22 protein-coding genes are annotated in these 22,688 nt (G+C 70.2%); 6 read left to right on the top strand and 16 right to left on the bottom strand.

The features are described from left to right. Positions 1 to 103: 103 nt before the first annotated feature. From AB0N84_RS16080 to zapE, 14 genes are all read right to left on the bottom strand, one after another. On the bottom strand, positions 104 to 316 hold the full coding sequence (locus tag AB0N84_RS16080; protein ID WP_363548163.1) for a hypothetical protein: 213 nt from the start codon (positions 314 to 316) through the stop codon (positions 104 to 106). A gap of 505 nt (positions 317 to 821) precedes the next feature. Further along, complete coding sequence (locus tag AB0N84_RS16075) at positions 822 to 1,316, bottom strand: hypothetical protein (protein WP_363548160.1); 495 nt, start codon at positions 1,314 to 1,316, stop codon at positions 822 to 824. Positions 1,317 to 1,496: 180 nt separating this feature from the next. Continuing rightward, positions 1,497 to 1,844, bottom strand: a complete 348-nt coding sequence (locus AB0N84_RS16070) for a hypothetical protein (protein ID WP_363548158.1) — start codon at positions 1,842 to 1,844, stop codon at positions 1,497 to 1,499. Beyond that, positions 1,841 to 2,191: a hypothetical protein gene (locus AB0N84_RS16065; RefSeq protein ID WP_363548155.1), complete on the bottom strand. Its 351-nt coding sequence runs from the start codon at positions 2,189 to 2,191 to the stop codon at positions 1,841 to 1,843. Before AB0N84_RS16065 ends, AB0N84_RS16070 begins: the two co-directional genes overlap by 4 nt. Before the next feature lie 682 nt (positions 2,192 to 2,873). After that, complete coding sequence (locus AB0N84_RS16060) at positions 2,874 to 3,887, bottom strand: hypothetical protein (RefSeq protein ID WP_363548152.1); 1,014 nt, start codon at positions 3,885 to 3,887, stop codon at positions 2,874 to 2,876. Then, positions 3,884 to 4,213, bottom strand: a complete 330-nt coding sequence (locus AB0N84_RS16055; protein WP_363548149.1) for a contact-dependent growth inhibition system immunity protein — start codon at positions 4,211 to 4,213, stop codon at positions 3,884 to 3,886. The genes AB0N84_RS16060 and AB0N84_RS16055 overlap by 4 nt, the downstream gene beginning before the upstream one ends. Before the next feature lie 45 nt (positions 4,214 to 4,258). Then, positions 4,259 to 4,747, bottom strand: coding sequence for a hypothetical protein (locus tag AB0N84_RS16050; protein ID WP_363548146.1), 489 nt, complete (start codon positions 4,745 to 4,747; stop codon positions 4,259 to 4,261). A 184-nt stretch (positions 4,748 to 4,931) separates the two neighbouring features. Further along, a complete protein-coding gene (locus tag AB0N84_RS16045; RefSeq protein WP_363548143.1) occupies positions 4,932 to 5,453 on the bottom strand; it encodes a hypothetical protein in 522 nt (173 codons plus the stop codon). Positions 5,454 to 5,770: 317 nt separating this feature from the next. Continuing rightward, positions 5,771 to 7,903: a DNA/RNA non-specific endonuclease gene (locus AB0N84_RS16040; RefSeq protein ID WP_363548140.1), complete on the bottom strand. Its 2,133-nt coding sequence runs from the start codon at positions 7,901 to 7,903 to the stop codon at positions 5,771 to 5,773. Continuing rightward, complete coding sequence (locus AB0N84_RS16035) at positions 7,900 to 8,259, bottom strand: DUF6507 family protein (protein ID WP_363548137.1); 360 nt, start codon at positions 8,257 to 8,259, stop codon at positions 7,900 to 7,902. The genes AB0N84_RS16040 and AB0N84_RS16035 overlap by 4 nt, the downstream gene beginning before the upstream one ends. A 55-nt stretch (positions 8,260 to 8,314) precedes the next feature. Then, a complete protein-coding gene (locus tag AB0N84_RS16030; RefSeq protein WP_363548134.1) occupies positions 8,315 to 8,692 on the bottom strand; it encodes a hypothetical protein in 378 nt (125 codons plus the stop codon). After that, positions 8,689 to 9,753, bottom strand: coding sequence for a DUF6177 family protein (locus AB0N84_RS16025; RefSeq protein ID WP_363548131.1), 1,065 nt, complete (start codon positions 9,751 to 9,753; stop codon positions 8,689 to 8,691). Before AB0N84_RS16025 ends, AB0N84_RS16030 begins: the two co-directional genes overlap by 4 nt. Before the next feature lie 95 nt (positions 9,754 to 9,848). Further along, entirely contained in the window at positions 9,849 to 11,123 is a 1,275-nt protein-coding gene (locus AB0N84_RS16020) for an ammonium transporter (protein ID WP_069711012.1), read from the bottom strand. A 210-nt stretch (positions 11,124 to 11,333) separates the two neighbouring features. After that, positions 11,334 to 12,284, bottom strand: coding sequence for a cell division protein ZapE (gene zapE / locus AB0N84_RS16015; RefSeq protein WP_182046767.1), 951 nt, complete (start codon positions 12,282 to 12,284; stop codon positions 11,334 to 11,336). Between the two features lie 182 nt (positions 12,285 to 12,466). Between zapE and AB0N84_RS16010 the strand changes: the two genes are divergently transcribed. Next, complete coding sequence (locus AB0N84_RS16010; RefSeq protein WP_363548128.1) at positions 12,467 to 13,378, top strand: sulfurtransferase; 912 nt, start codon at positions 12,467 to 12,469, stop codon at positions 13,376 to 13,378. Beyond that, entirely contained in the window at positions 13,375 to 13,824 is a 450-nt protein-coding gene (locus AB0N84_RS16005) for a SufE family protein (RefSeq protein ID WP_363548125.1), read from the top strand. The genes AB0N84_RS16010 and AB0N84_RS16005 overlap by 4 nt, the downstream gene beginning before the upstream one ends. Before the next feature lie 67 nt (positions 13,825 to 13,891). Here the strand turns inward: AB0N84_RS16005 and AB0N84_RS16000 are convergent, their stop codons facing one another. Further along, entirely contained in the window at positions 13,892 to 15,115 is a 1,224-nt protein-coding gene (locus AB0N84_RS16000; protein WP_363548122.1) for an alpha/beta fold hydrolase, read from the bottom strand. Positions 15,116 to 15,138: 23 nt separating this feature from the next. Here AB0N84_RS16000 and AB0N84_RS15995 point away from each other — a divergent pair, with 23 nt between their 5' ends. From AB0N84_RS15995 to AB0N84_RS15980, 4 genes are all read left to right on the top strand, one after another. Continuing rightward, entirely contained in the window at positions 15,139 to 15,720 is a 582-nt protein-coding gene (locus AB0N84_RS15995; RefSeq protein ID WP_069711016.1) for a DUF3000 domain-containing protein, read from the top strand. Next, on the top strand, positions 15,717 to 16,952 hold the full coding sequence (locus AB0N84_RS15990) for an HRDC domain-containing protein (protein ID WP_069711017.1): 1,236 nt from the start codon (positions 15,717 to 15,719) through the stop codon (positions 16,950 to 16,952). Before AB0N84_RS15995 ends, AB0N84_RS15990 begins: the two co-directional genes overlap by 4 nt. A 126-nt stretch (positions 16,953 to 17,078) precedes the next feature. Further along, entirely contained in the window at positions 17,079 to 18,290 is a 1,212-nt protein-coding gene (locus AB0N84_RS15985) for a thiolase family protein (RefSeq protein ID WP_182046758.1), read from the top strand. Between the two features lie 2 nt (positions 18,291 to 18,292). Continuing rightward, positions 18,293 to 20,431: a 3-hydroxyacyl-CoA dehydrogenase NAD-binding domain-containing protein gene (locus AB0N84_RS15980; RefSeq protein ID WP_363548117.1), complete on the top strand. Its 2,139-nt coding sequence runs from the start codon at positions 18,293 to 18,295 to the stop codon at positions 20,429 to 20,431. 139 nt (positions 20,432 to 20,570) lie between these two features. Here the strand turns inward: AB0N84_RS15980 and dxs are convergent, their stop codons facing one another. Continuing rightward, the gene (dxs, locus tag AB0N84_RS15975) at positions 20,571 to 22,505 is read right to left on the bottom strand and encodes a 1-deoxy-D-xylulose-5-phosphate synthase (protein ID WP_289458446.1); all 1,935 of its coding nucleotides are present in this window, start codon (positions 22,503 to 22,505) and stop codon (positions 20,571 to 20,573) included. Positions 22,506 to 22,688 lie beyond the last annotated feature (183 nt).

Here is a 22,688-nt window from a genome sequence, read left to right as displayed (position 1 = left end):
GGTGTCTCCGCCCGGGGGGTGGGCCCGGCCGGGCCGGGGGGGGGGGGGGGGGGGGGGGCCCCCCCCCCGCACCGCGCCTCCCGTCCGTCCGGGCTCCGCGTCGTCATCGACGACGGGACCGGGTCACTTCTCCGGATGCTCTGACGATCACGGCGACGAGGTCGCGCAGGCCCGTCGCAGTCGCGGCACCGACCACCTCGGTCCAGGTGCCCCCGTCCGACTCGGTGGTCCGCACGAGCTCCGACGTCGAGACGTCGCGGGCAGCGCGGTACGTCACGACCCCCAGTTCGATCGACAGCTCCAGATCGAGGAACACGTCCTCCGCCTCCGCCAGGAAGACACCCGCCGTGTCCGGCTCCCAGATGGCGACGAGTTCCCGGAGGACGATCCACCACCCGTCCCGAGAGTGTGGCGCCAGGGGCGGTCTCGAGACGGACGGAGTACCCGTCCTGCGGGAGCGGAGCGCCGTCCTCATTCCGCGCGACACCCAGCTCGAGGGCCGAGACCAGTGCCGTGTCTGCCAGGTCCGGCACGGTCCCGAGCGCGTTCCCCTCGGGGTCGACGACCGCGAGTGCTCGTCCGAACGGCGTGTGCAACCTCCGGACGACGGCGTCCGTCGCCCGGAGCTTCACACCGACGGCATCGAGTCCCTCACCCCTCGGTCCCCAGCTGAGCCGCAACAACAGCTCCCCACCGAACGGGAGCACCTCGGTCATGCTTCGTCCTTCCACGCGGTGGGTCGTCATCGAGCGAGGCCGAGGCCACCGGCGTCTTCGATGGCGTCCGCGATCGCCACGATACCGGCGGCGGCGGCCACGAGGTCATCGCAGATCGGCACGCCAGAGCTCGACGAGTCGCCGAAGGACCTCGCCGTGGTGCTCACCGTAGCTCTGCCGGAGATCCATCGACGCCCCGGGCTGCACCGCCCGGAGCGACACGGCCACCTCGTTCACGATGTACTCGGTCACGGTCGCGCCGACGTGCAACCGCATCGAAGCGCCGACCGATCCGACGAGCTTCCCGACCAGGGACACGCTGTACCCGTCCCACGGGAACGGCTGTCCGTCCGCGTTGCGAGCGACCCCGCGGTGGATCAAGAGGCTCACCTCGTCGTCGGTGAGATCACCGACGAACGACCCGTCCGCGTCCTCCGACGACGGGTCCAGGAGCTTCCACGGACCGGCGAACGGCGCGCCGCAGCACGCCAGGGCCGCCAGCGTCTCCCGCAGGGCCCCGATGGCGTCGTCCGGCTCGAACGGTCGGGTTCCCCACTGCACGCGCATGGCAGGCTGCTGCGTGGTCCAGATCGAGGTCACGGCGCTCCAGGTGTGGTCGAGGTCGTCCGGTCGAACACGGAAGGTACTCGAGCTGGGCGACTCGACCCAGCGCTTCGGGTCGGCCCTGCGTCGGTCGAAGTGCTCCGGGACCGCGTCTCGTCGACGCCCGCCTCGCTCCTGCGACTTCGACCAGTCGGGACTCTCAGTGGACGGGACGGCTCAGACGGAACGATCTGGCGCGTCGAAGCGTCGCGTCAGGACCGCCTCCGACAGGCGTCGGAAGAATTCTCGGCCGCTCAGACCGAGATGCCGCTCCGGGTCGAGGTTGACGCCGAGCTTCACGAGGATCGCAGAGAAGTCATCCTCACGCGCCCCCGGATGCAACACCGTGTCGACCTCATCCTGGATGGCCGTCGCCGTCCCTTCCGAGAGCCCCTCGAGCACATCGTCGAGCGCCTCGACGGCATTGCTGTAGTCCGACTCCCAGCTCGAGTACAGGGCGCCCGGAAGCCATCCCGCGAGGGCGGGAATGGCGCGCCGCAGTCCGGAGGCATCAAGATCCTTCACCGGTGTTTCAGCATCGCGCCGTGTTCCAGTTGCTCCACCCGTTCGCCGATCTGCGCGAGCATCTGCCGTCCGCCGCTCGGCCCCTGATCGGACCGGTAGTTCGCGTTCATCCGGTGCAGGAAGGAGTTGATGTCCTCGTCCTGAGCATCGTCGATGTCGAGCGAGCGGTACTCACTCGCCATGACAGCGATCTCGTCGCGGAAGAACCCGTCGAGGTAGAAGTCGAGGTAGTCAGCCACCGACGAGTAGTCCTCCCACCAGAACGGGAACAGATTCTCGATGAACTCACCGATCAAGGGAATGCGGTTGCCGTAGTTCGCGAGATCAATCTCCTTGAGTAGTCGCATGTGGACGCCGTTGCACCGATCAGGTCAGGAGTTCGCCACGAGCGCGATCAGTCACCCGGACGTCCGTAGCGTTCCAGAATTCGCTGATCGACCGAGCACACGACGCGAAGTTGCTGTACTCGAATCCTAGCCCGTCGATGTGCGGTGTCTCGCCGAGCGTCGCGGACAAGAAGTCCATCGTCACGCTGTTCGACGCACTTCTCCTACTTTCATGAGTAGCGCCAGCTCGCACGCGTACCATCGCATGGACGCCGCGAACAGTGGGTGAAATCAGCGCGAAGCTGATGCCTCGAGTCGGATCTGGCGCTCCACTGGTGCGGACGACGCTCGCGGTCACGAACGACGAGAACTCCGGAGAGCGAAGTTCGACCGTCCTCTCGGCACTACTTGCATGCCACGTGCCGCTGAACCCTTCGAAGGCGGAGACGAAGCGATCACAGGTCTGAGAGGTTGCACGCACGATGCTGTCGACGGAGTCACTCCGTGCCACCCACCGCAGACTTGCGTGCCAACCCGAAACATCCACCATGTTGCGCATCAACCTCCGACCTCAGCAAAGAACAATATCTCCCTCACAACTGCAGCCACATCTGGTCCTCGTCGACCTGTTCAGCCAGTCGCGATTCCACTTCTCCACCGTGATCACAGGACGACCGGCCGCGCTGCGGCGGCATCTCGTTCGTCAGGCCGGCACGACGTTTGCAATCTCCTGAGTTGCAAGCTGGTCGACCAGATGCATCAGCACAAGGATGTTCTGCCGAAACACATCGTCTTCCTTGAGTACCTCGCTGGCTGGTCGGCTCTCATCGGATCGTAGCGACGCCGGTTCCTCCACGAGGCCAGCGGCTGATGCATCGCGCAGAAGTCGCATCAGCTGACTTGCTCGCGTCGAGCCGATGAGGTCGCTACTGACGCCTTCTGCAACGACGTCACTCTCGAGAACGGGCTGGCTGTCGTCGCCGATGACCTGGATCACGTCACGCACCATGTCGCGGACGATGTTCCAGTTCGGGCTCTCCGCCAGTGGCGCGAGGGTCTCAGTCCATCGGTCGCGGAAGCCGATCGGGGCTGATCCGAGTCGTTCGACGAGCCACGCGGGAGTGTGAGAAGCAGCCCGCGGATGCATCGAGAGATCTTCGCGGAGCTCCGCCTTCTCGACCGGCAGTGACTCGAGGAGGTTCCCGTCGATGTCGATCAACAGCGGCCAACGCGGCTCGTCGTCCCAGACGAACTCGAGCCGGTAGGCGCCGGTCGGTTCGAGCCGGAGGACACCGGTGAACCACGTGCCGCGCTCCTTCTCGGTCATCGCCTCACGCAGCGCGCTCCACGCCTCGAATTCGGCAAGGTCAGCCGGCGGGGCATGCGTCACGGTTCCCGCGGTCTCGACCGCACGTTCGATCCGAGCGGTGACGCCGAGGCTGACGAACACGCTCGTCGCTCTCCTCCAACCCGTCTCCAACCGGTCGAATGTGAGGATCGCAAGCGTGTTCTGAGATTCGTAGTAGTCCGCTGATGAACTCAACCGGCCAAACCTCCGGTGCGCGTCGCCGCCTCGCAGGAGCCCCGCGGGGTCCTCGGTCAGCAGCCGTCTCATCTCGTCCTCGATCCGACCAACCTCAACAGGTGGACAGTGCATGCGCGCTGAATGGTCAAGATGATCCCGGTGGCGAACCGCCGAAGCCGTCGAGACGATCAAGCGGTGTCTTCAGTCAGGTCAAAGATCAGCCGCGCGAACACGCGTCCACTCATTCGCAGCTCTGACTCGATCCAGAGGTCCGCTCCCGACGATTCGAGGAAGTGCTCGACCTGCGAGTCCGTCACATCGCTCGCGAGCAATTCAGCGGCTTCCTCGTGCACCAACTGCCTGTCTGGATCTCCGTATCGCGACAGGTCCGCTTCCAGAGCCTCGCGAGCGCTGTCGAAGTCGTCGCGCCAGTCAGCGTGGAAAACGGCGTTCAGGAGATTCCTCAGAGCGGGCGCTCCGCGCTTCACCTCCGCATTGGTCAATTCTCGAGGCTTCATGCTCATCCTCCTGCTCCCGATATCGGTCAAACGCTGGCCCGCGACTCATCCGTATTCGACACGGAGGTCCCCAGCGGCCCAGATGCGCTGGATCTCAGCGCCGAGCTGTCCGAACCGTCGCCGGGCTCGCTCTGGCAGATCGACCTCGATCCGAGCGTTGAACGGATCCGCCACGAAGTCAAGAGCGAACTCATTCGGCTTGTGCAGCGTGGTCTGGAAGGTGGCACCAGCTGTGATGACCGCTCGAAGGAAAGTCCCACTCTCGAACTCGGAGACCAAGGAGAGGGCAGATCCACGAGCGGGTTCCGCCACGCCATCGACCCGGTAGGGCGAGGCGGCGATCACCCCTCCCCAGGATCGTGCATCCGCGCCGGGGATCCTTCGGTCGTGAACAGTCCAGGTGTCGTTGAAGGAGGGAAATGCCTCGAGCACCGCGGCCGAAGTCTGGACGATGCGAGCGGCTATGGCATCAGCTGATTCAGCTCGAGCATCCCATTCTGCGACGAGCAGCCAATCACTGACGTCGATCACCACAGTCACCTTCCTTCGACACTCAGCTGACCCGGGCAAACTCCCCGGAGTATTGAGTAAGGAACCGCTTGTGAGTCTTCGAAAGAACCCCGCCACTCATCGCGCGTTGCCGCCTAGGAGCCCCCCTCCCGTCACGCCGAGCGTAGCACCAGAACAAAAGCACTGTTGCCCGTACCGCCGATCAATGTCAGCGAGCCGGAACGACGTTCCCGAGCTCCTGAGCCGCTAGCGACAGAAGGGGCTGGAACAAGGCGTCGAACCGTTCTCGGAATGCTTCGTCAGCCCGGAGTGCGTTCCGTGTCTTCGTGGAGGATTCGCTCGACGCCTCTGGGAGGTTCGGGACGAGCCCCAGTCCAGTCGCGTCTCGGTACAGCCTCTCGATCTGGCCGACGGTCGTCGAGGCGGCCAACTGACTTGACACAACCTCCGCAACTTGATCCGCTCCGACCGCTACTCCGCGATCATCGGTGCCGGCTTGTACCGCGTCTCGTAGCATGTCCCTCACGATCTGCCAGTTCGAGTGGTCCGCGAGTGCGCGGAACTCCTCGAGCCAGGTGTCAGCGAAGCGCAACCCGGTGGACACCAGTCTTTCCCCGAGCCACGAGGGAATGAATTCGGCAGTGCGCGGATACCGCTGGAGATCCTCGCGAAACTGCGACGTTTCAACGCGCTCGCTCTTGACAATGTTGCCGTCGAGGTCGACCTCCACGGGCCAGGAAGGTTCCGAGTCCCAGTCGAACTCGAACCGATAAGCGCCGGTCTGTTCGAGGTGAAGACGTCCACTGAACCAGGCTCCATGTGAATCGTCCGCCATGAGTTCACGGAGATCAATCCACGCCTGGTACTCCGTTAGGTCCGCAGGGGGCGAGTGCACCAATGACGTCTCGCGAAGTACAGCACGCTGCAATCTGGAAGTGACACCGACGTCCACGAACACAGAAGTCGCTCTGGACCATCCAGGGTGTAGGCGGTCGAAGGTGATGATCGCAAGTCGATTCTGCAGATCGTGAAGTTCAGTCAACGAGCTCACTCTGGTAGCCCCCCAGCCTTCCTCGACGCCTCGAACGAGACGGGATTCTTGATGATGACCTGCTGCAGACTCTCCGTGCCGTGGCGGCCCCAGCTCACCAAGAATACTGAACCACGCTGCTCGCTGCCATCGAACTGTATCTCGCGGCGGAGGTACACCGGGGTCGCTGGATCTTCGTCCAGCAGCCGACTGATGTCGTTCTCAACCCGACGAACCTCGCCCAAGTTGACCACGCGTCCGTGTTCAGGAGTCAAGTTGACGCCGAATGGCGAACCGCCGTGGGCCGCTGAGACGATGTGACCGCCGTGGTCCTCCGGGAGCCGGTCCAGACCACCAGCGTCGCGTTGTGCTTGACCATCGCGGACACGCTCCGAAAGCGGGAACTTCCGTTCGATCAATGCCTCCGTCAACGCCGGACGTCCGTGCGCATCGGTGATGTGAACGGTCTGACGGTCCGTCAGCTCGTAGCGCGTATCGGGCTGGAGGTTCTCCGTCCGCAGGACCGGATCGTCATGTGCGACGCGGACCACAGCGTGACTGGGGTCGACCGGAACCTGATGCCACCCACTGCCCCGGGCGTCGGAGGGCACAGGAGCAGCCACAGTGCTGGCGTCCCCGGTCCCTGCGCCTCTCTCGATGTGCCCGGCATGTGTGTCGAGCGGTGCGTCGGAGTCAACGGAATGGCCTCCCCCCTCCACCCGATCCGCCACCGAGTGCAACCAGTGCGACCCCGGCTCCGGGTGCCCGACCTCGATGTGCGGCCGCCCGATCCCGACGCCGAACCCGTCCGGCGTCGCCATCGCGTGCTCCACGCTGACCTTCACCGTCGGGATGTTGTCCCCGAGCCCCCGGAGCGCGTCCGCGAAGCTCCCCCGCCCCCGCGACACCAGGTCTCCCAGACCGTCGAGCGCCCGACCGGGGATCGCCGACAGGGCGTCCCCGACCCGGACCATCGTCGTCCCCGCCGCCGCGACCTTCGATCCGAAGGCCGCCAGCCGACTGCCGTCCGCCGCCATGGCCGCGACCCGCGAGCCGACGGCTGCGACCTTCGCGCCGGCACCGATCTCGCCGGCACCCGGGATGAACAGCGTCCCGATGTTGAACGCGGCACCACCGGCGGCGTGAGCGGGGTCGTCCCGCCAGTCCTCAGGCGAACCGACGAAGCCCTCGACGATCGCCTGCTGCTTCGCCGTGATGCCCTGCGCGGTCTCGCGCACCACGTCGGGCAGGACGCCCGGCGGCAGTGTGGCCGCGAGGATCAACGGCGGGCTGCCCATCAGCGCGAGCGCGCCGAGCGACTCGGCGAACCCGAGCCACGACTGCCCGGCCCACTCGCCGTCGCCCCACTCGCCGGTCTGCGAGTTGTAGCCGATCAGCCCACCGAGGCCCTCGACGGTCCCCACGGCAGCGTCGCCGACGCCGGAGTTGAACGACTCCTGGCACGACTGGTCGCCGCGACCGGTGCTCCCCCACGGCATCGGCTCGTTCGCCTTGACGGCCGCCGTGTAGTCGACCGCCTGCACCTCGGCGATGCACATGTCGGTCCGGAGCCCGTTGATCGCGTTGACGCAGTCGGTCGAGGCCTGCGAGAGCTTCGTCTCCTGCTCGGCGACCTTCGTGAGCAGTTCGTTGTTCTCGTCGACGTAGGGCGTGTACTCGTCCCAGCGTAGGTGCACGTCGTCGAGGATCTCGCCGAAGTGCTGCACCAGGCCGACCGGTCCCTGGTTCGCCGGGTGCTCCGGGTCCCACGGCCCGACCGTCTTGCCCTGCAGCGCCTTCGCCACGAAGGTCTCGGCCTCGGCCTTCAGCTCGACGAGCCGTCGCGCGATCGGGGCGACGACGGTGGCGTAGTCGCTGATCGCGGTCGACACCTTCTGCATGGTCCCGGCCAGCGCAACGGTGTCGGTCTCGACGCCGTCCATGACGGCGAGGAGCTCGGCCGAGTCCGGCGTCGTGTAGCTGCCACCGAGGCCGGCCCAGGCGGTCTTCACCTCGGATCCGCGCGTCTGCACGTCGGTGCCGGCGGTCGCGAAGGCGGTGCCGGCCGCGTCGACCTGCTCGGGCTTGATGTTCGCGCCGGGGATCGCGTCCGGGTCGATCAGGCCGTCGGCGCGGCACTGCCCGGTCATGCGCCGTCCCCGAGGTCGACACCGGCGAAGTCGCCCGTACTGGAGGCGCGGATCGCGTTGGCCTGCGCCGTCGCGGCCATCTCCTCGTCACCCTGGTAGTACGCCATGGTCGCGTTGGCAGCGCCGGCCAGACCGGCGGTGATGTGGTTTCCGACGCGCTGCAGCAGCGCCGTGTGGCTCTCGATCAGGGCGGCGACCGCTCCGGCGACCGCCTGGTCGTCACCGACCGCGGTCGTCAGTGCCGCGTGGGCATTGGCGAGCCCGTCGAACGCGGTCGACAGGTTCGTCGCCGCTGTCTCGGTGCCCGCGAGCGTCGTCTGCACGCCCGCCGGGTCGATCTGCCAGCCGTTCCCCATCGCTCCCCCTCGTTCCGTGGTCCCGTCGTCCCGCGACGCGCCGTGTCGATCCTCGTCAGTCTCCGACGGCGGACCGTGACACCGCCAGGCCCCCGGCCGCAGCGGCGACGTCCCGCACGATCCGCTCGGCCGCCGCTCGGGACGGGTCCTGGGCGGCCGTGTGGACCGAGGTCCACCATACCGGCTCGTCACCCCCGAACAAGGGGGTCACGGACGAGTGCGTCCCGAGCAGCCGCGCGGCATCGACGGTCCGTACGAGCTCGCGGGACTGGAACAGGGTGAGGAGCACGACCCCGTCGTCGGCCACGAGCTGCAGGGCGTCACCCTCCCAGAGCTGGCGGATGCCGATCGCCGGGTCCTCGCCGGCCGCTGCCGCGACGACCACAGCGGCATCGACGTGCCGTGGCGAGAGCACGACCCACTCGGCGCTCATCGTCGGTCCCCGAAGCCGAGCAGCTCGACGGCACGCGGCCCGAGCGCGTCCCCGAGCTGCGCGAGCCGCCGCCACCGGGCCTCCGCGTCGGCGCCGCGCGACAGCACCACCCCGGACCGCACGTCGTCCGGGGTGGGGTCGAGCACCAGCGACGGGACCCGGGCCGGTCCGACCGCCCGCGCACCGGTGGGGAGCGTCCGGGGATCGATGCCGAGGTCCCGCACCGCTGCGGCCCCGACGACGGCGCCGAGCGGCACCGGCAACGGGAGCTGGTGGGCGGACACGGTGGCGTCGGGGTGACCGCTCGTCCGCCAGGCGGTCCCGAGCAGCACCCGCTGTCGCTGGGCGAGGTCCGCGAGCACCGTGGGGACGTCGTCGTCCGGCGGCAGCCCGTCCGACGGGGCGGGTCGCGGCAGCACGAGCCGCGTCTCCTCGGTCACGCCGGTGGCCGAGCGTTCGATGCGGAGCTGGACGGACGCGACCCCGCCGGCAGTGGGTGCCACGGCGACCAGGCGTGTCGGTCGGGGTGCCCGGCGGCGGGCGAAGGCGGTGACCTCGGCAACGCTCCAGGCGAGCGTGGCGGGCTCGACCGTGCCCCAGGCCTCGAGGCCGACATCGCCGACGTCGCCGAGGCCGGCGAGCAGGAGTTCCGCGGTCCGCCCGAGGGTCGCGGCCTCCGATGCCGGGTGGTGCACCGAGACGAGCGCCTCGACCCACGGCACCGCGCCCGGCCCGATCGCCGCCGAGCGGGTGACCGTCTGCGGCGCGAGCATCGCGGTGGCGACGTCGTCCGCCACGACGTCCGCCCCGGCTGCACGGTACCGGTCCCCCTCGCGGACGACCCAGCTCGACGCCGTGCGGCGGAGCATCGCGGACATCGCGGCGGTGAGCCGGGACGACACGGGCGTGAGCAGCACGGCGACGACCCCGGCGCGGCGGGCCTCGAGGAGGAGTCCGGTCCGCTCGCTCGAGCACTCGACCACCGCGGCGTCCGTCTCGTGCACGACGAACCCGGGACCGACCGCGTCGACGAGCGGGTGCGCGAGGGTGACGTCGTCCACGGCGCCACCCTACCGAGCACCCGCCCGCCGCCCCACACGACGACGGGCCCCGCGCTGGTGTGCGCGGGGCCCGTCGTCGTGCGGGGTGGACGGTGCTAGCGGACCGAGACCGGGGTCTCGTCGCGCTCCTCGTAGAGGACGTAGCCCTCCTCACCGTGGACGGCGGTGTCGATGCCGGCGACCTCGTCCTCGGTCTTGACGCGGAAGCCGATGGTCTTCTCGATCGCGAACCCGATCACGAAGGCCAGGACGAACGAGTACACGAGGACGGCCGCGGCGGCGACGGCCTGCTTGCCGAGCTGCTCGAACGAACCCGAGTAGATGAGGCCGGTGCCGTCGGCGAAGATGCCGAGGTAGAGCGTGCCGAAGATGCCGCCGACCAGGTGGACGCCCACGACGTCGAGCGAGTCGTCGAAGCCGAGCTTGTACTTCCAGTCGATCGCGAAGCAGCAGACGATGCCGGCGAGGAAGCCGAGCAGGATGCCCCAGCCCGGGGTCAGCGCGGCGCAGGCCGGGGTGATGGCGACCAGACCGGTGACCGCACCCGAGGCGGCGCCGACCGAGGTGGCCTTGCCGTCCTTGATCTTCTCGATGAGCAGCCAGCCGAGGATCGCGGCGGCCGGGGCGGCGAGGGTGTTCACCCAGGCGAGCGCAGCGACACCGTCGGCAGCGCCCTCCGAACCGGCGTTGAAGCCGAACCAGCCGAACCAGAGGATCGCGGCGCCGAGCAGGACGAAGGGCGGGTTGTGCGGCTTGTGCGCGCCCTTGGCGAAGCCGACGCGCTTGCCGAGGACGATCGCCAGCGCCAGACCGGCGGCTCCGGCGTTGATGTGGACCGCGGTGCCACCGGCGAAGTCGATGACGCCCCAGGTCGCGAACATGCCCGAGGTCAGGTTGAAGACCCACGACGCGACGGGGAAGTAGACGACGGTGACCCAGACGCCCGCGAAGACCATCCAGGCGCCGAACTTCGCGCGGTCGGCGATGGCACCGGAGATCAGGGCGACGGTGATGATCGCGAAGGTGGCCTGGAAGCCGACGAAGGCCATCGACGGGTACGCGGCGTTGATGGTCGACGCCTGCGACTCCTCGAACGCCTGACCGAGGCCGATCTGGTTCCAGTCGATGCTGAAGAAGCCGACGATGCCCGCGACGTTCGTGCCGGCGCCGTGGTTGGCGAACGCGATCGCGTAGCCGTAGAGCACCCACAGGACGCCGACCAGGGCGATGGCCCCGAAGGACATCATCATCATGCTGATGACGGACTTGGCCTTCACCAGGCCGCCGTAGAAGAAGGCCAGGCCCGGTGTCATGAACAACACCAGCGCCGCCATGATCAACACGAATGCCGTGTTGCCCTGATCAAGCATCTGTTCACCTCTCGCGATTGCAGTGCGGCTCTCGGGACCGCCCTCGGGTGTTCAGAGTCTGGCGACGTGAGGTTTCGCGAGGAAGCACGAACTGTTTCGCGGGTGTAACGCGACGGGTCCCCGTGTAAACGGTGTGTTTCGGGGAGCCGGGAACGGGCGGACGGGAGGCGCGGTGCGGGCCCGCCACGCGCCTCCCGTCCGTCGCGCGGTTCAGTCGGCGGCGCGGGAGAGCGCGACCACGCGCGACGCGGCCCGCAGGTACTTCTTGCGGTACCCGCCGTCGAGCATCGCCTGCGGGTACACCTGGTCGAGCGGCGTGCCGGACGCGACGATGCGCACCTGCGCGTCGTAGAGGCGGTCGACCAGTGCGACCCAGCGGAGCGCGTCGGTCTGGTCGGTGAACGCCTGCACGTCGGTCAGCCCCACCGCGTCGAGCCCGTCGACCAGCGCGACGTACTTCGAGGGGTGCACGCTCGCCAGGTGACCGACGACCGCACGGAAGTCGTCGAGTGTCGTGGCGCCGGCCGGCAGTCCGGCGACGACGTCGTCGACCACACGGGCCGACTCGTCGACCGCTCGTCGGCGGAAGTCGAGGCCGTCGATGCGCATGGTGTCGAACCGGTCCGACATCGCCTGGATCTCGCGGAGGAAGTCCTGGGCGGCGAAGCGGCCCTCGCCGAGCGCTCCCGGCGGCGTGTTCGACGTGGCGGCGAACCGGGTCCCCGTCTCGGAGAGCTCCTTGATGAGGCGCGTCATCACCATCGTGTCGCCCGGGTCGTCGAGCTCGAACTCGTCGATGCAGACGAGCGACGTCCCGCGGAGCAGGTCGACGGTGCCCTGGAACCCGAGCGCGCCGACCAGGGCGGTGTACTCGATGAACGTGCCGAACGTCTTGCGTGACGGCTCCGCGTGGTAGGCCGCCGCGAGCAGGTGGGTCTTGCCGACACCGAACCCGCCGTCCAGGTAGACGCCCGAGCGCGTCGGCTGGACCGGCTCGCGCCGCCGGCCGAACAGCCCGCGCTTCGCCGGCTCGGGGCGGGTCGCGACGAACCGCTCGACGGCGTCGCGCACGTCCGCCTGCGACGGGTACTCCGGATCGGGTCGGTAGCTGGCGAACGACGCGTCGGCGAACTGCGGCGGCGGCACGAGCGCAGCGGCCATCTGCTGCGGGGTGACCTGCGGGTCGCGGTCGACGAGGTGAGCGGGCAACGGGTCCTCCGGAGGGAAGCAAGTCGGCGGGTGTCACGTTGCAGGAGTCGAACGGCACGTCCGCGTACCGTTGCCCACAGGCACCGACGACCGATCCTAGTCCGGTGCAGCCGCACCCCCTGGAGGTACCCCCGATGACCGCACCGGTCGACCCGTCCGAGAAGTTCGCCGCCTACGCCCACCCGGAGCGCCTGGTGTCGACCGAGTGGCTCCAGGAGCAGCTCGACGCCGGGGTCGGCTCCCCGGACCTGGTGGTCGTCGAGTCCGACGAGGACGTCCTGCTCTACGAGACGGGCCACGTCCCCGGTGCGGTGAAGATCGACTGGCACACCGACCTCAACGACCCCGTCCAGCGGGACTACGTCGACGGCGAGGCCTTCGCGGCGCTCGTCGGCGGCAAGGGCATCGGCCGCGACACCACGGTCGTCGTCTACGGCGACAAGAACAACTGGTGGGCCGCGTACGCCCTCTGGGTGTTCACGCTGTTCGGCCACGAGGACGTCCGCCTGCTCGACGGCGGCCGGGCGAAGTGGATCGCCGAGGACCGCGCGCTCACCACCGACCGCACCGAGGTCACCCCGGTCGAGTACCCCGTCGTGGAGCGCCGCGACGAGCAGGTCCGCGCGTTCAAGGAGGACGTGCTCGACCACCTCGGCAAGCCGCTCATCGACGTGCGGAGCGCTCCGGAGTACTCCGGTGAGCGCACCACCGCGCCGGACTACCCGGAGGAGGGTGCCCTCCGCGCCGGCCACGTGCCGACCGCCGTGAACATCCCCTGGGCGACCGCGGCCGCCGCCGACGGCACGTTCAAGTCGCGTGACGAGCTCGACGCCGTGTACCGCGAGGGTGCCGGCATCGGCGACGCGGACGAGGTCATCGCGTACTGCCGCATCGGTGAGCGGTCGAGCCACACCTGGTTCGTCCTGCAGCACCTGCTCGGCTACGAGAACGTCCGGAACTACGACGGCTCGTGGACCGAGTGGGGCAGCGCCGTGCGCGTGCCGATCGCCGTCGGCACCGAGCCGGGGACCGTGCCCGCCCGATGAGCGAGGAACTCCCCCAGGCCCTCGCCGAGATCCGCGACGACTTCCTCGAGCTGTCCCAGCAGGACCGGCTCCAGCTGCTGCTCGAGTTCTCCGACGAGCTCCCCGCGCTGCCCGAGCGCCTGCAGGGGCACGAGGACGAGCTCGAGCGCGTCGAGGAGTGCCAGTCCCCCGTCTTCATCACGGTGACGGTGGGTGCGGACGGCGACGCTCCCGACGTCGTCCGGATGCACGCGACGGCACCCCGCGAGGCGCCCACCACCCGGGGCTTCGCGTCGATCCTCGCGCAGGGGCTGTCCGGGCTGACGGCGCCCGAGGTCCTCGCGGTCCCGGTGGACTACCCGCTGACGCTCGGGCTCACCGAGGCGGTCAGTCCGCTGCGGATGCGGGGCATGGTCGGCATGCTCGGCCGGGTGCAGCGACAGGTGCAGACGGCCGCGGCGGCCTGAGACGCACCACCGGACGGGAGGCGCGTGGCGGATCCGCCACTCGCCTCCCGTCCGTCCAGCGTGCCGACTACCGGGCGTTGGTCGCGTCCGTCGGCTGCACCACCTCGGTCAGCCACGCGAGGATGCGGGCGTCGAACCAGTCCGCGTCGTGGTTCCAGAGCTTCGTGTGCCGCGCGGTCGTCTGGACCTCGAGCCGGACGATGTCGGGCCGGACCCGCGCGAGCTCGTGCGACGCCGACGACGGCACGAACCCGTCGTCGTCGCTGTGCAGGATCAGGATGGGCACCGTCAGGTCGTCCGCGCGGGCGACCATGTCGAGCTCGCGGAGGTCGACCGGCTGCTCGAGGCCGACCACGCGGTGCAGGACCGGGGTCCGGAGGAGCCGCTGTGCGACCTTCCGGACGGGTCGCGGCAGCTTGAGCACCCGGCTCTGCGACTTGAGCACCTCGTGCCAGTCGACGACGGCCGACTCCAGGACGACCCCGTCGACCATCCCGGCGAAGCGCGAGCGGACGAGGGTCTGCAGCACGACCGCACCGCCCATCGACCACCCCATGAGCACGACGCTCCGGGCGTTGCGGGCGGCGAGCCAGCGGAGCACGGCGTCGACGTCCTCCCACTCGGTGGTGCCGAGCCCGTAGCGGCCGTCGGAGCTCCGCGGTGCGACGCCGTCGTTCCGCCACGAGGCGAGCACGACCGAGTACCCGGCGGCGCGGAACACGGGCACGGCGCGGATGGTCTCGGCGCGGGTGACACCGCGGCCGTGCACGAGGACGGCCCACGGGGCGTCGGGGTCGTCGGCACGGACGATCCAGGCCGGCGAGGGGCCGTTCGGGGTGGGGATGTCGACGTCCTCGACGGGCACGTCGAGCTCGCCGGGGTTCAGGTAGAACCAGCCGCCCCAGCGTCCCCGTCGAGCGGTGGTCGGGTCGCCGGCGTCGACGGCGATGATGCGCCGCGTGACGGTCGTCTCGGTCGTTCCGAGGACCTCGCCGATCCGCATGTGCCCGGTCCCGCCGCCGAACCACAGGCTGTAGCGGCCCTGGAGTTCGGTGTCGGCGGTGCGTTCGAGGGTCACGGTCATCCGGTCCGGGTCGACCGCGTGGATCGGGACCCGTTCGGCGCGCTTCCGGTCGGGGGTGACGACCGCCCGGGCGACGGCGGCGACGAACCCGCCCACCACGGCGGTGCCGATCGCGGCGGCGGCGACCCCCGCCCCGAGTGCGACGAGGCCCGCCGAGCGCACGGCTTCCTGGGCGACGTCCTCGGCGGGTCGCGCTGATCGGGACATGGTGCGGAGCCTAGTCTGCAAGCGTGTCCGAATCCGCTGAGCCCGAGGCCTTCGCGCGACTGCGCGCGCTGGTCGCGTCGGGCGGCACCCGCACCGAGACGACGGTGACCGAGATCCCCTCGCCCTCGCGGATCGCGCCGCACTCGATCGCCCTGGCCGCGGACGTCTCCGGTGCGGTGCACGGCATCGACTCCGACCTCGGCACCGGCCGGTTCATCGCGCTGTACGACCCCGCAGAACCCGAGGGGTGGGGCGGCGCGTTCCGCGTGGTGACCTTCGCCCAGGCACCGCTCGAACCGGAGATCGGCGTCGACGAGTTCGTCGCGGACGTCACGTGGAGCTGGCTCGTCGACGCCCTCGAGGCACACGGGGCGAGCTACGACCGGGCGTCGGGCACGGCGACCAAGATCATCTCGCGCGGCTACGGCGACCTCGCCGCCCAGGGCGACGGCGCACAGCTGGAGCTCCGGGCGTCCTGGACGCCCCGTGACGAGGACCTCACCGCGCACGTCGAGGCCTGGGAGGAGATCGTCGCGATGCTCGCGGGGCTCCCGCCGGCGTCGGACGGCGTGACGCTGCTGGCCCCGAGGAGGACCACGAAGTGACCGACCCCGCCGATCCCGCGTTCGAGGACGCGCACGACGCCGTCCACGTGATCGAGGACCGCGACGAGTACCTCGAGGCGGTCGCCGCGATCGCCGCCGGCCACGGCCCGGTCGCCGTCGACGCCGAACGCGCCAGCGGCTACCGCTACTCGCAGCGCGCCTACCTGATCCAGGTCTTCCGCCGCGGTGCCGGTGCCTTCCTCTTCGACCCGATCGCGATCGGCGACTTCGCCGAGCTGCAGGACGCCGTCGTCGACGAGGAGTGGCTGTTCCACGCCGCATCGCAGGACCTGCCGTGCCTGCAGGAGGTCGGCCTCGTGCCGACCCGGATCTTCGACACCGAGCTGGGCGCCCGCATCGCCGGCTTCCCCCGCGTCGGACTCGGTGCCGTCGTCGAGCAGCTGCTCGGCATCACGCTCGCGAAGGCGCACTCCGCCGCCGACTGGTCGACGCGTCCGCTCCCCCAGGCCTGGCTCGTCTACGCCGCGCTCGACGTGGAACTGCTGCCGGACCTCCGCGACGCCCTCGCCGCCGTGCTCGACGCCGCCGGCAAGTCCCGGATCGCATCGGAGGAGTTCGCCGCCGTGCTCGGTCGCGCCCCGAAGCCGCCGAAGGCCGAGCCCTGGCGTCGGCTGTCCGGCATGCACGCGCTGCGCGGTGCACGGGCGCTGGCGATCGCCCGCTCCCTGTGGCTCGCCCGCGACGCGTACGCGCGCGAGGTCGACATCGCCCCCGGTCGGCTCGTGCCGGACTCGGCGATCGTCGCGGCCGCGGCGGCCGCCCCGACGTCGCGGTCGGAACTCGGCGCGGTGAAGGCGTTCACCGGGCGCGCGAGCCGGTCGGAGCTCGACCGGTGGTGGGCCGCCGTCGACGAGGGTCGGACGACCGAGGACCTGCCGAAGCTCCGCGGGACCGGCGAGGCCACGCTCCCGCCGCCCCGCGCCTGGGCCGACCGCAACCCCGACGCGGACCGCCGGTACAAGGCCGCCCGTGCCGCCGTCGTCACCCGTGCCGAGGAGCTCGACCTGCCCGTCGAGAACCTGCTCACGCCGGAGACCCTCCGCGTGGTGTCGTGGGAGCCGCCGACGCCGATCGCGACCGAGACCGTCGGCGCCGCGCTCGCGTCGCACGACGCCCGTCCGTGGCAGGTCGAGGAGACGGCGTCGATCATCGCGCACGCCTTTGTCGACGCCGGACAGCAGCCTGCTGCCGAGAGCAACACCGGCTCGTAGGAACACCCCAACGGGCATGCGTCCGTCCAGCCTCCGGGCATAGCGTCTCCGGTGTCGCCGGGCGCTGCCCGGCCGGTCGGGGCGGAACGCGTCCCGACCCGATCGAAGTGGATCTGGAGGCCCCGATTGCCCAAGGCATCAGACGTCGTGTTCGTGGACGGTGTCCGCACCCCGTTCGGACGAGCCGGTGAGAAGGGGGTGTTCTGGAAGACCCGCGCGGACGACCTCGCGGTCCACGCGATGCGCGGCCTGCTCGACCGGAACAGCCAGCTCGACGGTGCGGCGGTGGACGACGTCGCCGTCGCCGCCACCACCCAGCAGGGCGACCAGGGCCTGACCCTCGGCCGGACCGTCGGCATGCTCGCCGGGCTGCCGAAGTCGGTCCCCGGCTACGCGATCGACCGCATGTGCGCCGGCGCGATGACGAGCGTCACCACCCTCGCCGGCGCGATCGCCTTCGGTGCCGCGGACGTCGCGATCGCCGGCGGCGTCGAGCACATGGGCCGACACCCGATGGGCTTCGGCGCCGACGTCAACCCCCGGTTCATCGCCGAGCGCATGGTGGCGGGCGACGCCCTCGTCATGGGCAGCACCGCCGAGCGACTGCACGACCGCTTCCCCGCCATCACGAAGGACCGAACGGACGCCTACGCCGTCCAGTCGCAGCAGCGCTACGCCGCCGCCTGGGCGGCCGGCAAGCTGCAGCCCGACGTGGTGCCGGTCGAGGTGAACACCGGCGAGGGCTGGGACATCGTCGCGAAGGACGAGCCGCCGCGACCGGGCACCACCCTGGAGGCACTGGCCGGCCTGAAGACGCCGTTCCGGCCCCACGGACGGGTCACCGCGGGCAACGCAGCCGGTCTGAACGACGGTGCCACCATGAGCCTGCTCGCGTCCGAGGACGGCGCGAAGCAGCACGGCCTGCCGACCAAGATGCGCATGGTCTCGTTCGCCTTCGCCGGCGTCGAGCCCGAGGTCATGGGCGTGGGCCCCGTCCCCGCGACCGACAAGGCGCTGCGCAAGGCGGGCCTGACGATCGACGACATCGGCCTGTTCGAGATCAACGAGGCGTTCGCCGTGCAGGTGCTCGCCTTCCTCGACAACTACGGCATCGCGCAGGACTCCCCGAACGTCAACGCCTGGGGCGGCGCGATCGCCGTCGGGCACCCGCTCGCGTCGAGCGGCGTCCGGCTGATGAACCAGCTCGCGGCGCAGTTCGCCGAGCGTCCGGACGTCCGGTACGGCATCACGACGATGTGCATCGGGCTCGGTCAGGGCGGCACCGTGATCTGGGAGAACCCGAACTTCAGCAAGAGCGCGGCACGGAAGGCGGCCTGACGATGACCACCACTGCGATCGACCAGCTGACCGCCCTGAGCGAGGACGAGGTCGTCACCCACTCCTACGTGAAGCACGTGGCGCTGCCGTCCGGCGGCACCCTGGCGCTCATCACGCTCGACAACGGCAAGGACTTCAAGCGCCCGTCGACGCTCGGCCCGCGGACCATGCGCGAGCTGTCCGACGTGCTCGACACCCTGCGCGCGGCGGCGTCCACCGGCAGCATCCAGGCGGTCGCGATCACCGGCAAGGAGTACTGCTTCGCCGCCGGCGCCGACCTGTCGCAGGCGGCCGCGCTGCCCTCCCGCGAGGTCGCGCACGAGCTCGGGTCCCTCGGGCACGCGACCCTCCGCAAGCTGACCGACCTCGGTGTGCCGTCGTTCGCGTTCGTGAACGGCATCGCGCTCGGCGGCGGCCTGGAGATCGCCCTGCACTGCACGTACCGCGTCTTCTCGTCGGCGGCGCAGGGCATCGGGCTGCCCGAGGTCTTCCTCGGCATCATCCCCGGCTGGGGCGGTGCCACGCTGCTCCCCCGACTGATCGGTCCGGAGAAGGCCCTCCGGGTCATCGTCGAGAACCCGCTCAAGAACAACCGTCTGATGGACGGCCCCGCCGCGGTCGAGATCGGCATCGGTGACGCGCTCATCCCGTCCGTGACCTTCCTGCCGTCGGCGGTGGCGTGGGCCGACGGCGTCGTGTCCGGTCGCACCAAGGTCGTCCGGAAGAACGAGCCCGGCATGATCGAGAAGGCCGCGTGGGGCACCGTCGTCAAGGTCGCCCGGTCGCAGGTCGCGTCGAAGATCGGCACCGTCCCGAAGTCGCCGTTCCGCGCCCTCGACCTCGTCGCCGCGGCGAGGTCGGGGTCGCTCGACGACCGCTTCGCCGACGAGGACGACGCCCTGGCCGACCTGCTCGGCGGCGACCAGTTCGCCGCGTCGATGTACGCGTTCGACCTCGTGCAGAAGCGTGCGAAGAAGCCGGTCGGTGCTCCCGAGGGCGTCGAGGCGAAGAAGATCACGAAGGTCGGGGTCCTCGGCGCCGGCCTCATGGCGTCGCAGTTCGCGCTGCTGTTCGCCCGTCGTCTCGGCGTCCCCGTCGTCATCACCGACGTCGACCAGTCGCGGGTCGACGCCGGCGTCGAGCGCATCCGGTCCTCGGTCGACGAGCTGCTCGCCAAGAAGCGGGTCTCACCGGACGACGCCAACCGCATCAAGGCCCTCGTCAGCGGCTCGGTGTCGTACGACGCCTTCGCGGACGCCGACTGGGTGATCGAGGCCGTCTTCGAGGAGATGTCGGTCAAGCAGGACGTCCTCCGGAAGATCGAGCAGGTCATCGCACCCGACGCGATCCTCGCCACGAACACCTCGTCGCTGTCGGTGACCGAGATGGGCTCGGTGCTCTCCGACCCGTCGCGGCTCGTCGGCTTCCACTTCTTCAACCCCGTCGCGGTCATGCCGCTGCTCGAGGTCGTGCGCACCGCGTCGACGTCGGACGAGACGGTCGCGACCGCCCTGGCCGTCGCGAAGACGCTGAAGAAGACCGCGATCGTGACCGCCGACCAGCCCGGCTTCGTCGTCAACCGCGTGCTCGCCCGCGTGCTCGGCGAGGCGATGCGCGGCGTCGAGGAGGGCACGCCCTTCGAGACGGTCGCCGAGGGTGCGGCGCCGCTCGGCCTGCCGATGTCGCCGTTCGAGCTGCTCGAGCTCGTCGGCCTGCCGGTCGGCGCGCACGTGCTCGACTCGCACCACGCCGCATGGCCGGAGCGCTTCTACCCGGGTGACGGACTGAAGCGGATCGCCGAGCACGGCACGATCCTGACGCGCGACAAGAAGGGCAGCGTCACCGGGTACGACCCCGCCGCCGTGAAGCTCGTCGCACCGTCGAAGAAGGACGCGAAGCCGGTCGACGCGGCGACGATGCAGCAGCGGTTCGAGGACGCCCTGGCGGACGAGGTGCACCGGATGCTCGAGGACCACGTGGTCGAGCACGTCGAGGAGATCGACCTCGGTCTGATCCTCGGCGCGGGCTACCCGTTCCAGGCCGGCGGCATCAGCCCGTACCTCGACCGCTCGGGTGCGTCCGAGCGGGTCTTCGGCGGCCGGTTCCACGACCCGGCGATCGTCGGCCCCGCCTCGCGCTAGCGCGGCCCTGCGGGGTCCCCGCACAACGGGAAGCACCTCGCGCCACGGAGTTCCGTGGCGCGAGGTGCTTTCCGTTGTGCTGCAGCACGGCGAACCACGCGCCGAACCACGCGCCGAACCGAGCGACGGCCACCGCCACTCAGCGGTCCGCCGACTCCCGCGTCCGCGCCGGCTTCGCCTGGGGCAGCTTCGTCCCGACCACCTGGTCGATCACGTCGCGCGCGATGGCCTGCGCCGTCAGCCCGACGTCCGCCAGGATCTCGGAGCGCGAGGCGTGGTCGATGAACTCGTCCGGCAGCCCCAGTTCGTTCACCCCGGTGTCGACGCCCGCCGCGCGGAGGTCCTGCCGCAGCCGGGTGCCCACGCCGCCGACGCGGACGCCGTCCTCGACGGTGATGACGAGCCGGTGCTCGCGCGACAGGTCGATGAGCGACGCCGGGATCGGCACGACCCACCGCGGGTCCACCACGGTGACGCCGATGCCCTGCGCCTCGAGCAGTGCGGCGGCCTCGAGGGCGACCTGCACCATCGAGCCGACGGCGACGAACAGCACGTCGGGTTCCTGCCCCTCGGCGGGGTCCCGCAGGACGTCCACGCCGTCGTGCAGCCGTCGGAGCGCCGGGACGTCCGGCCCGACCGACCCCTTCGACCAGCGGAGCACGGTCGGGGCGTCGTCGACGGCGACGGCCTCGCCGAGTTCCTCGCGCAGCGTGGGCGCGTCACGCGGCGCCGCGATCCGGATGCCCGGGACGACCTGCAGCAGCGCGAGGTCCCACATGCCGTGGTGCGACGGCCCGTCCGGCCCGGTGATGCCCGCGCGGTCGAGCACGAACGTCACGCCGGCCCGGTGGAGCGCCACGTCCATGAGCACCTGGTCGAACGCCCGGTTCAGGAAGGTCGCGTACAGCGCCACGACGGGGTGCAGCCCGCCGTAGGCCAGCCCGGCGGCCGAGGTCACGGCGTGCTGCTCGGCGATCCCCACGTCGATGACCCGGGACGGGAACCGCTCCTGGAACCGGTGGAGGCCGGTCGGACGGAGCATCGCCGCCGTGATCGCCACGATGCGCGGGTCCGCTGCACCGAGGTCGGCGAGCGAGGACGCGAACACCGACGTCCACGACGGCCCCGCGGAGACGTCGAGCGACTCGCCGGTCTCGGGGTCGATGTGCCCGACGGCGTGGAACTGGTCCGCCTGGTCACGGAGCGCGGGCTCGAAGCCGTGGCCCTTCTCGGTGATGGCGTGCACGATCGTCGGTGCACCGTAGGCCTTGGCCTGCCGCAGCGCCGCCTCCATCGCGCGCTCGTCGTGACCGTTCACCGGGCCGATGTACTTGATGTCGAGGTTCGAGTACAGCGCCTCGTTGTTCGTGAACCGCGAGAGGAACCCGTGCATGCCACCGCGGAGCCCGCGGTAGAACGCCCGGCCCGGCGCCCCGAAGTGCGACGCGACGGCCTGGGACTTCTCGAACAGTGCGCGGTACTCACGACGCGTGCGGACCGAGCTGAGGAACCGCGCCATGCCGCCGATGGTCGGAGCGTAGGAGCGCCCGTTGTCGTTGACGACGATCACGAGCCGACGGTCGTTGCCGTCGGAGATGTTGTTGAGCGCCTCCCACGTCATGCCGCCGGTGAGCGCGCCGTCCCCGACGACGGCGACCACGGTGCGGTCGTCCTGCCCGGTCTGCCGGAAGGCGCGCGAGATGCCGTCCGCCCAGGACAGCGACGACGACGCGTGCGAGGACTCGACGATGTCGTGCTCCGACTCGCTGCGCTGCGGGTAGCCGGCGAGCCCGCCGCGTTCCCGGAGGTGCGAGAAGTCCTGCCGCCCGGTGACGAGCTTGTGCACGTACGACTGGTGCCCGGTGTCGAAGACGAACGGGTCGTGCGGGGAGTCGAACACCCGGTGCATCGCGAGCGTCAGCTCGACGACGCCGAGGTTCGGCCCGAGGTGCCCACCGGTCTTCGCGACCTCGGCGACCAGGAACCGGCGGATCTCGGCGGCGAGCTCGGTCATCTGCGCGTCCGACAGACGCTTGAGGTCGCGCGGCGAGGAGATGCTGCTCAGCAGGCTCACGGGCGCTCCTTTCGTGGGGCAGGCCCCCACCCTAGCCGCGCAACCAGGACACGGACGGGAGGCGCGGGGGCCCCGGGGCCCCCCCCCCCCCCCCGGGGGGGGGGGGGGGCGGCGGCGAATAGAGCGATGTAGTGGGAGGCCATCTGTCAAAAAAAATAAGTAAAACACAGACACCAACGGGGT

The organism is Curtobacterium sp. NPDC089185 (genome assembly GCF_040685235.1).
GTDB lineage: Bacteria > Actinomycetota > Actinomycetes > Actinomycetales > Microbacteriaceae > Curtobacterium > Curtobacterium citri.
The sequence above is the reverse complement of the archived record's forward strand: the minus strand, read 5'-3'. Positions and strand labels throughout refer to the sequence as shown.

Excerpts from the sequence above, each read along its gene's own strand:
- AB0N84_RS16005 (WP_363548125.1), top strand. The coding sequence starts at position 13,375 with ATGAGCGAGGAACTCCCCCAGGCCCTCGCCGAGATCCGCGACGACTTC.
- AB0N84_RS16065 (WP_363548155.1), bottom strand. The coding sequence starts at position 2,191 with ATGCGACTACTCAAGGAGATTGATCTCGCGAACTACGGCAACCGCATT.
- AB0N84_RS16040 (WP_363548140.1), bottom strand. The coding sequence starts at position 7,903 with ATGACCGGGCAGTGCCGCGCCGACGGCCTGATCGACCCGGACGCGATC.
- AB0N84_RS16010 (WP_363548128.1), top strand. The coding sequence starts at position 12,467 with ATGACCGCACCGGTCGACCCGTCCGAGAAGTTCGCCGCCTACGCCCAC.
- AB0N84_RS16000 (WP_363548122.1), bottom strand. The coding sequence starts at position 15,115 with ATGTCCCGATCAGCGCGACCCGCCGAGGACGTCGCCCAGGAAGCCGTG.
- AB0N84_RS16030 (WP_363548134.1), bottom strand. The coding sequence starts at position 8,692 with ATGAGCGCCGAGTGGGTCGTGCTCTCGCCACGGCACGTCGATGCCGCT.
- AB0N84_RS16020 (WP_069711012.1), bottom strand. The coding sequence starts at position 11,123 with ATGCTTGATCAGGGCAACACGGCATTCGTGTTGATCATGGCGGCGCTG.
- AB0N84_RS16035 (WP_363548137.1), bottom strand. The coding sequence starts at position 8,259 with ATGGGGAACGGCTGGCAGATCGACCCGGCGGGCGTGCAGACGACGCTC.
- AB0N84_RS15980 (WP_363548117.1), top strand. The coding sequence starts at position 18,293 with ATGACCACCACTGCGATCGACCAGCTGACCGCCCTGAGCGAGGACGAG.
- zapE (WP_182046767.1), bottom strand. The coding sequence starts at position 12,284 with ATGGCCGCTGCGCTCGTGCCGCCGCCGCAGTTCGCCGACGCGTCGTTC.
- AB0N84_RS16055 (WP_363548149.1), bottom strand. The coding sequence starts at position 4,213 with ATGAAGCCTCGAGAATTGACCAATGCGGAGGTGAAGCGCGGAGCGCCC.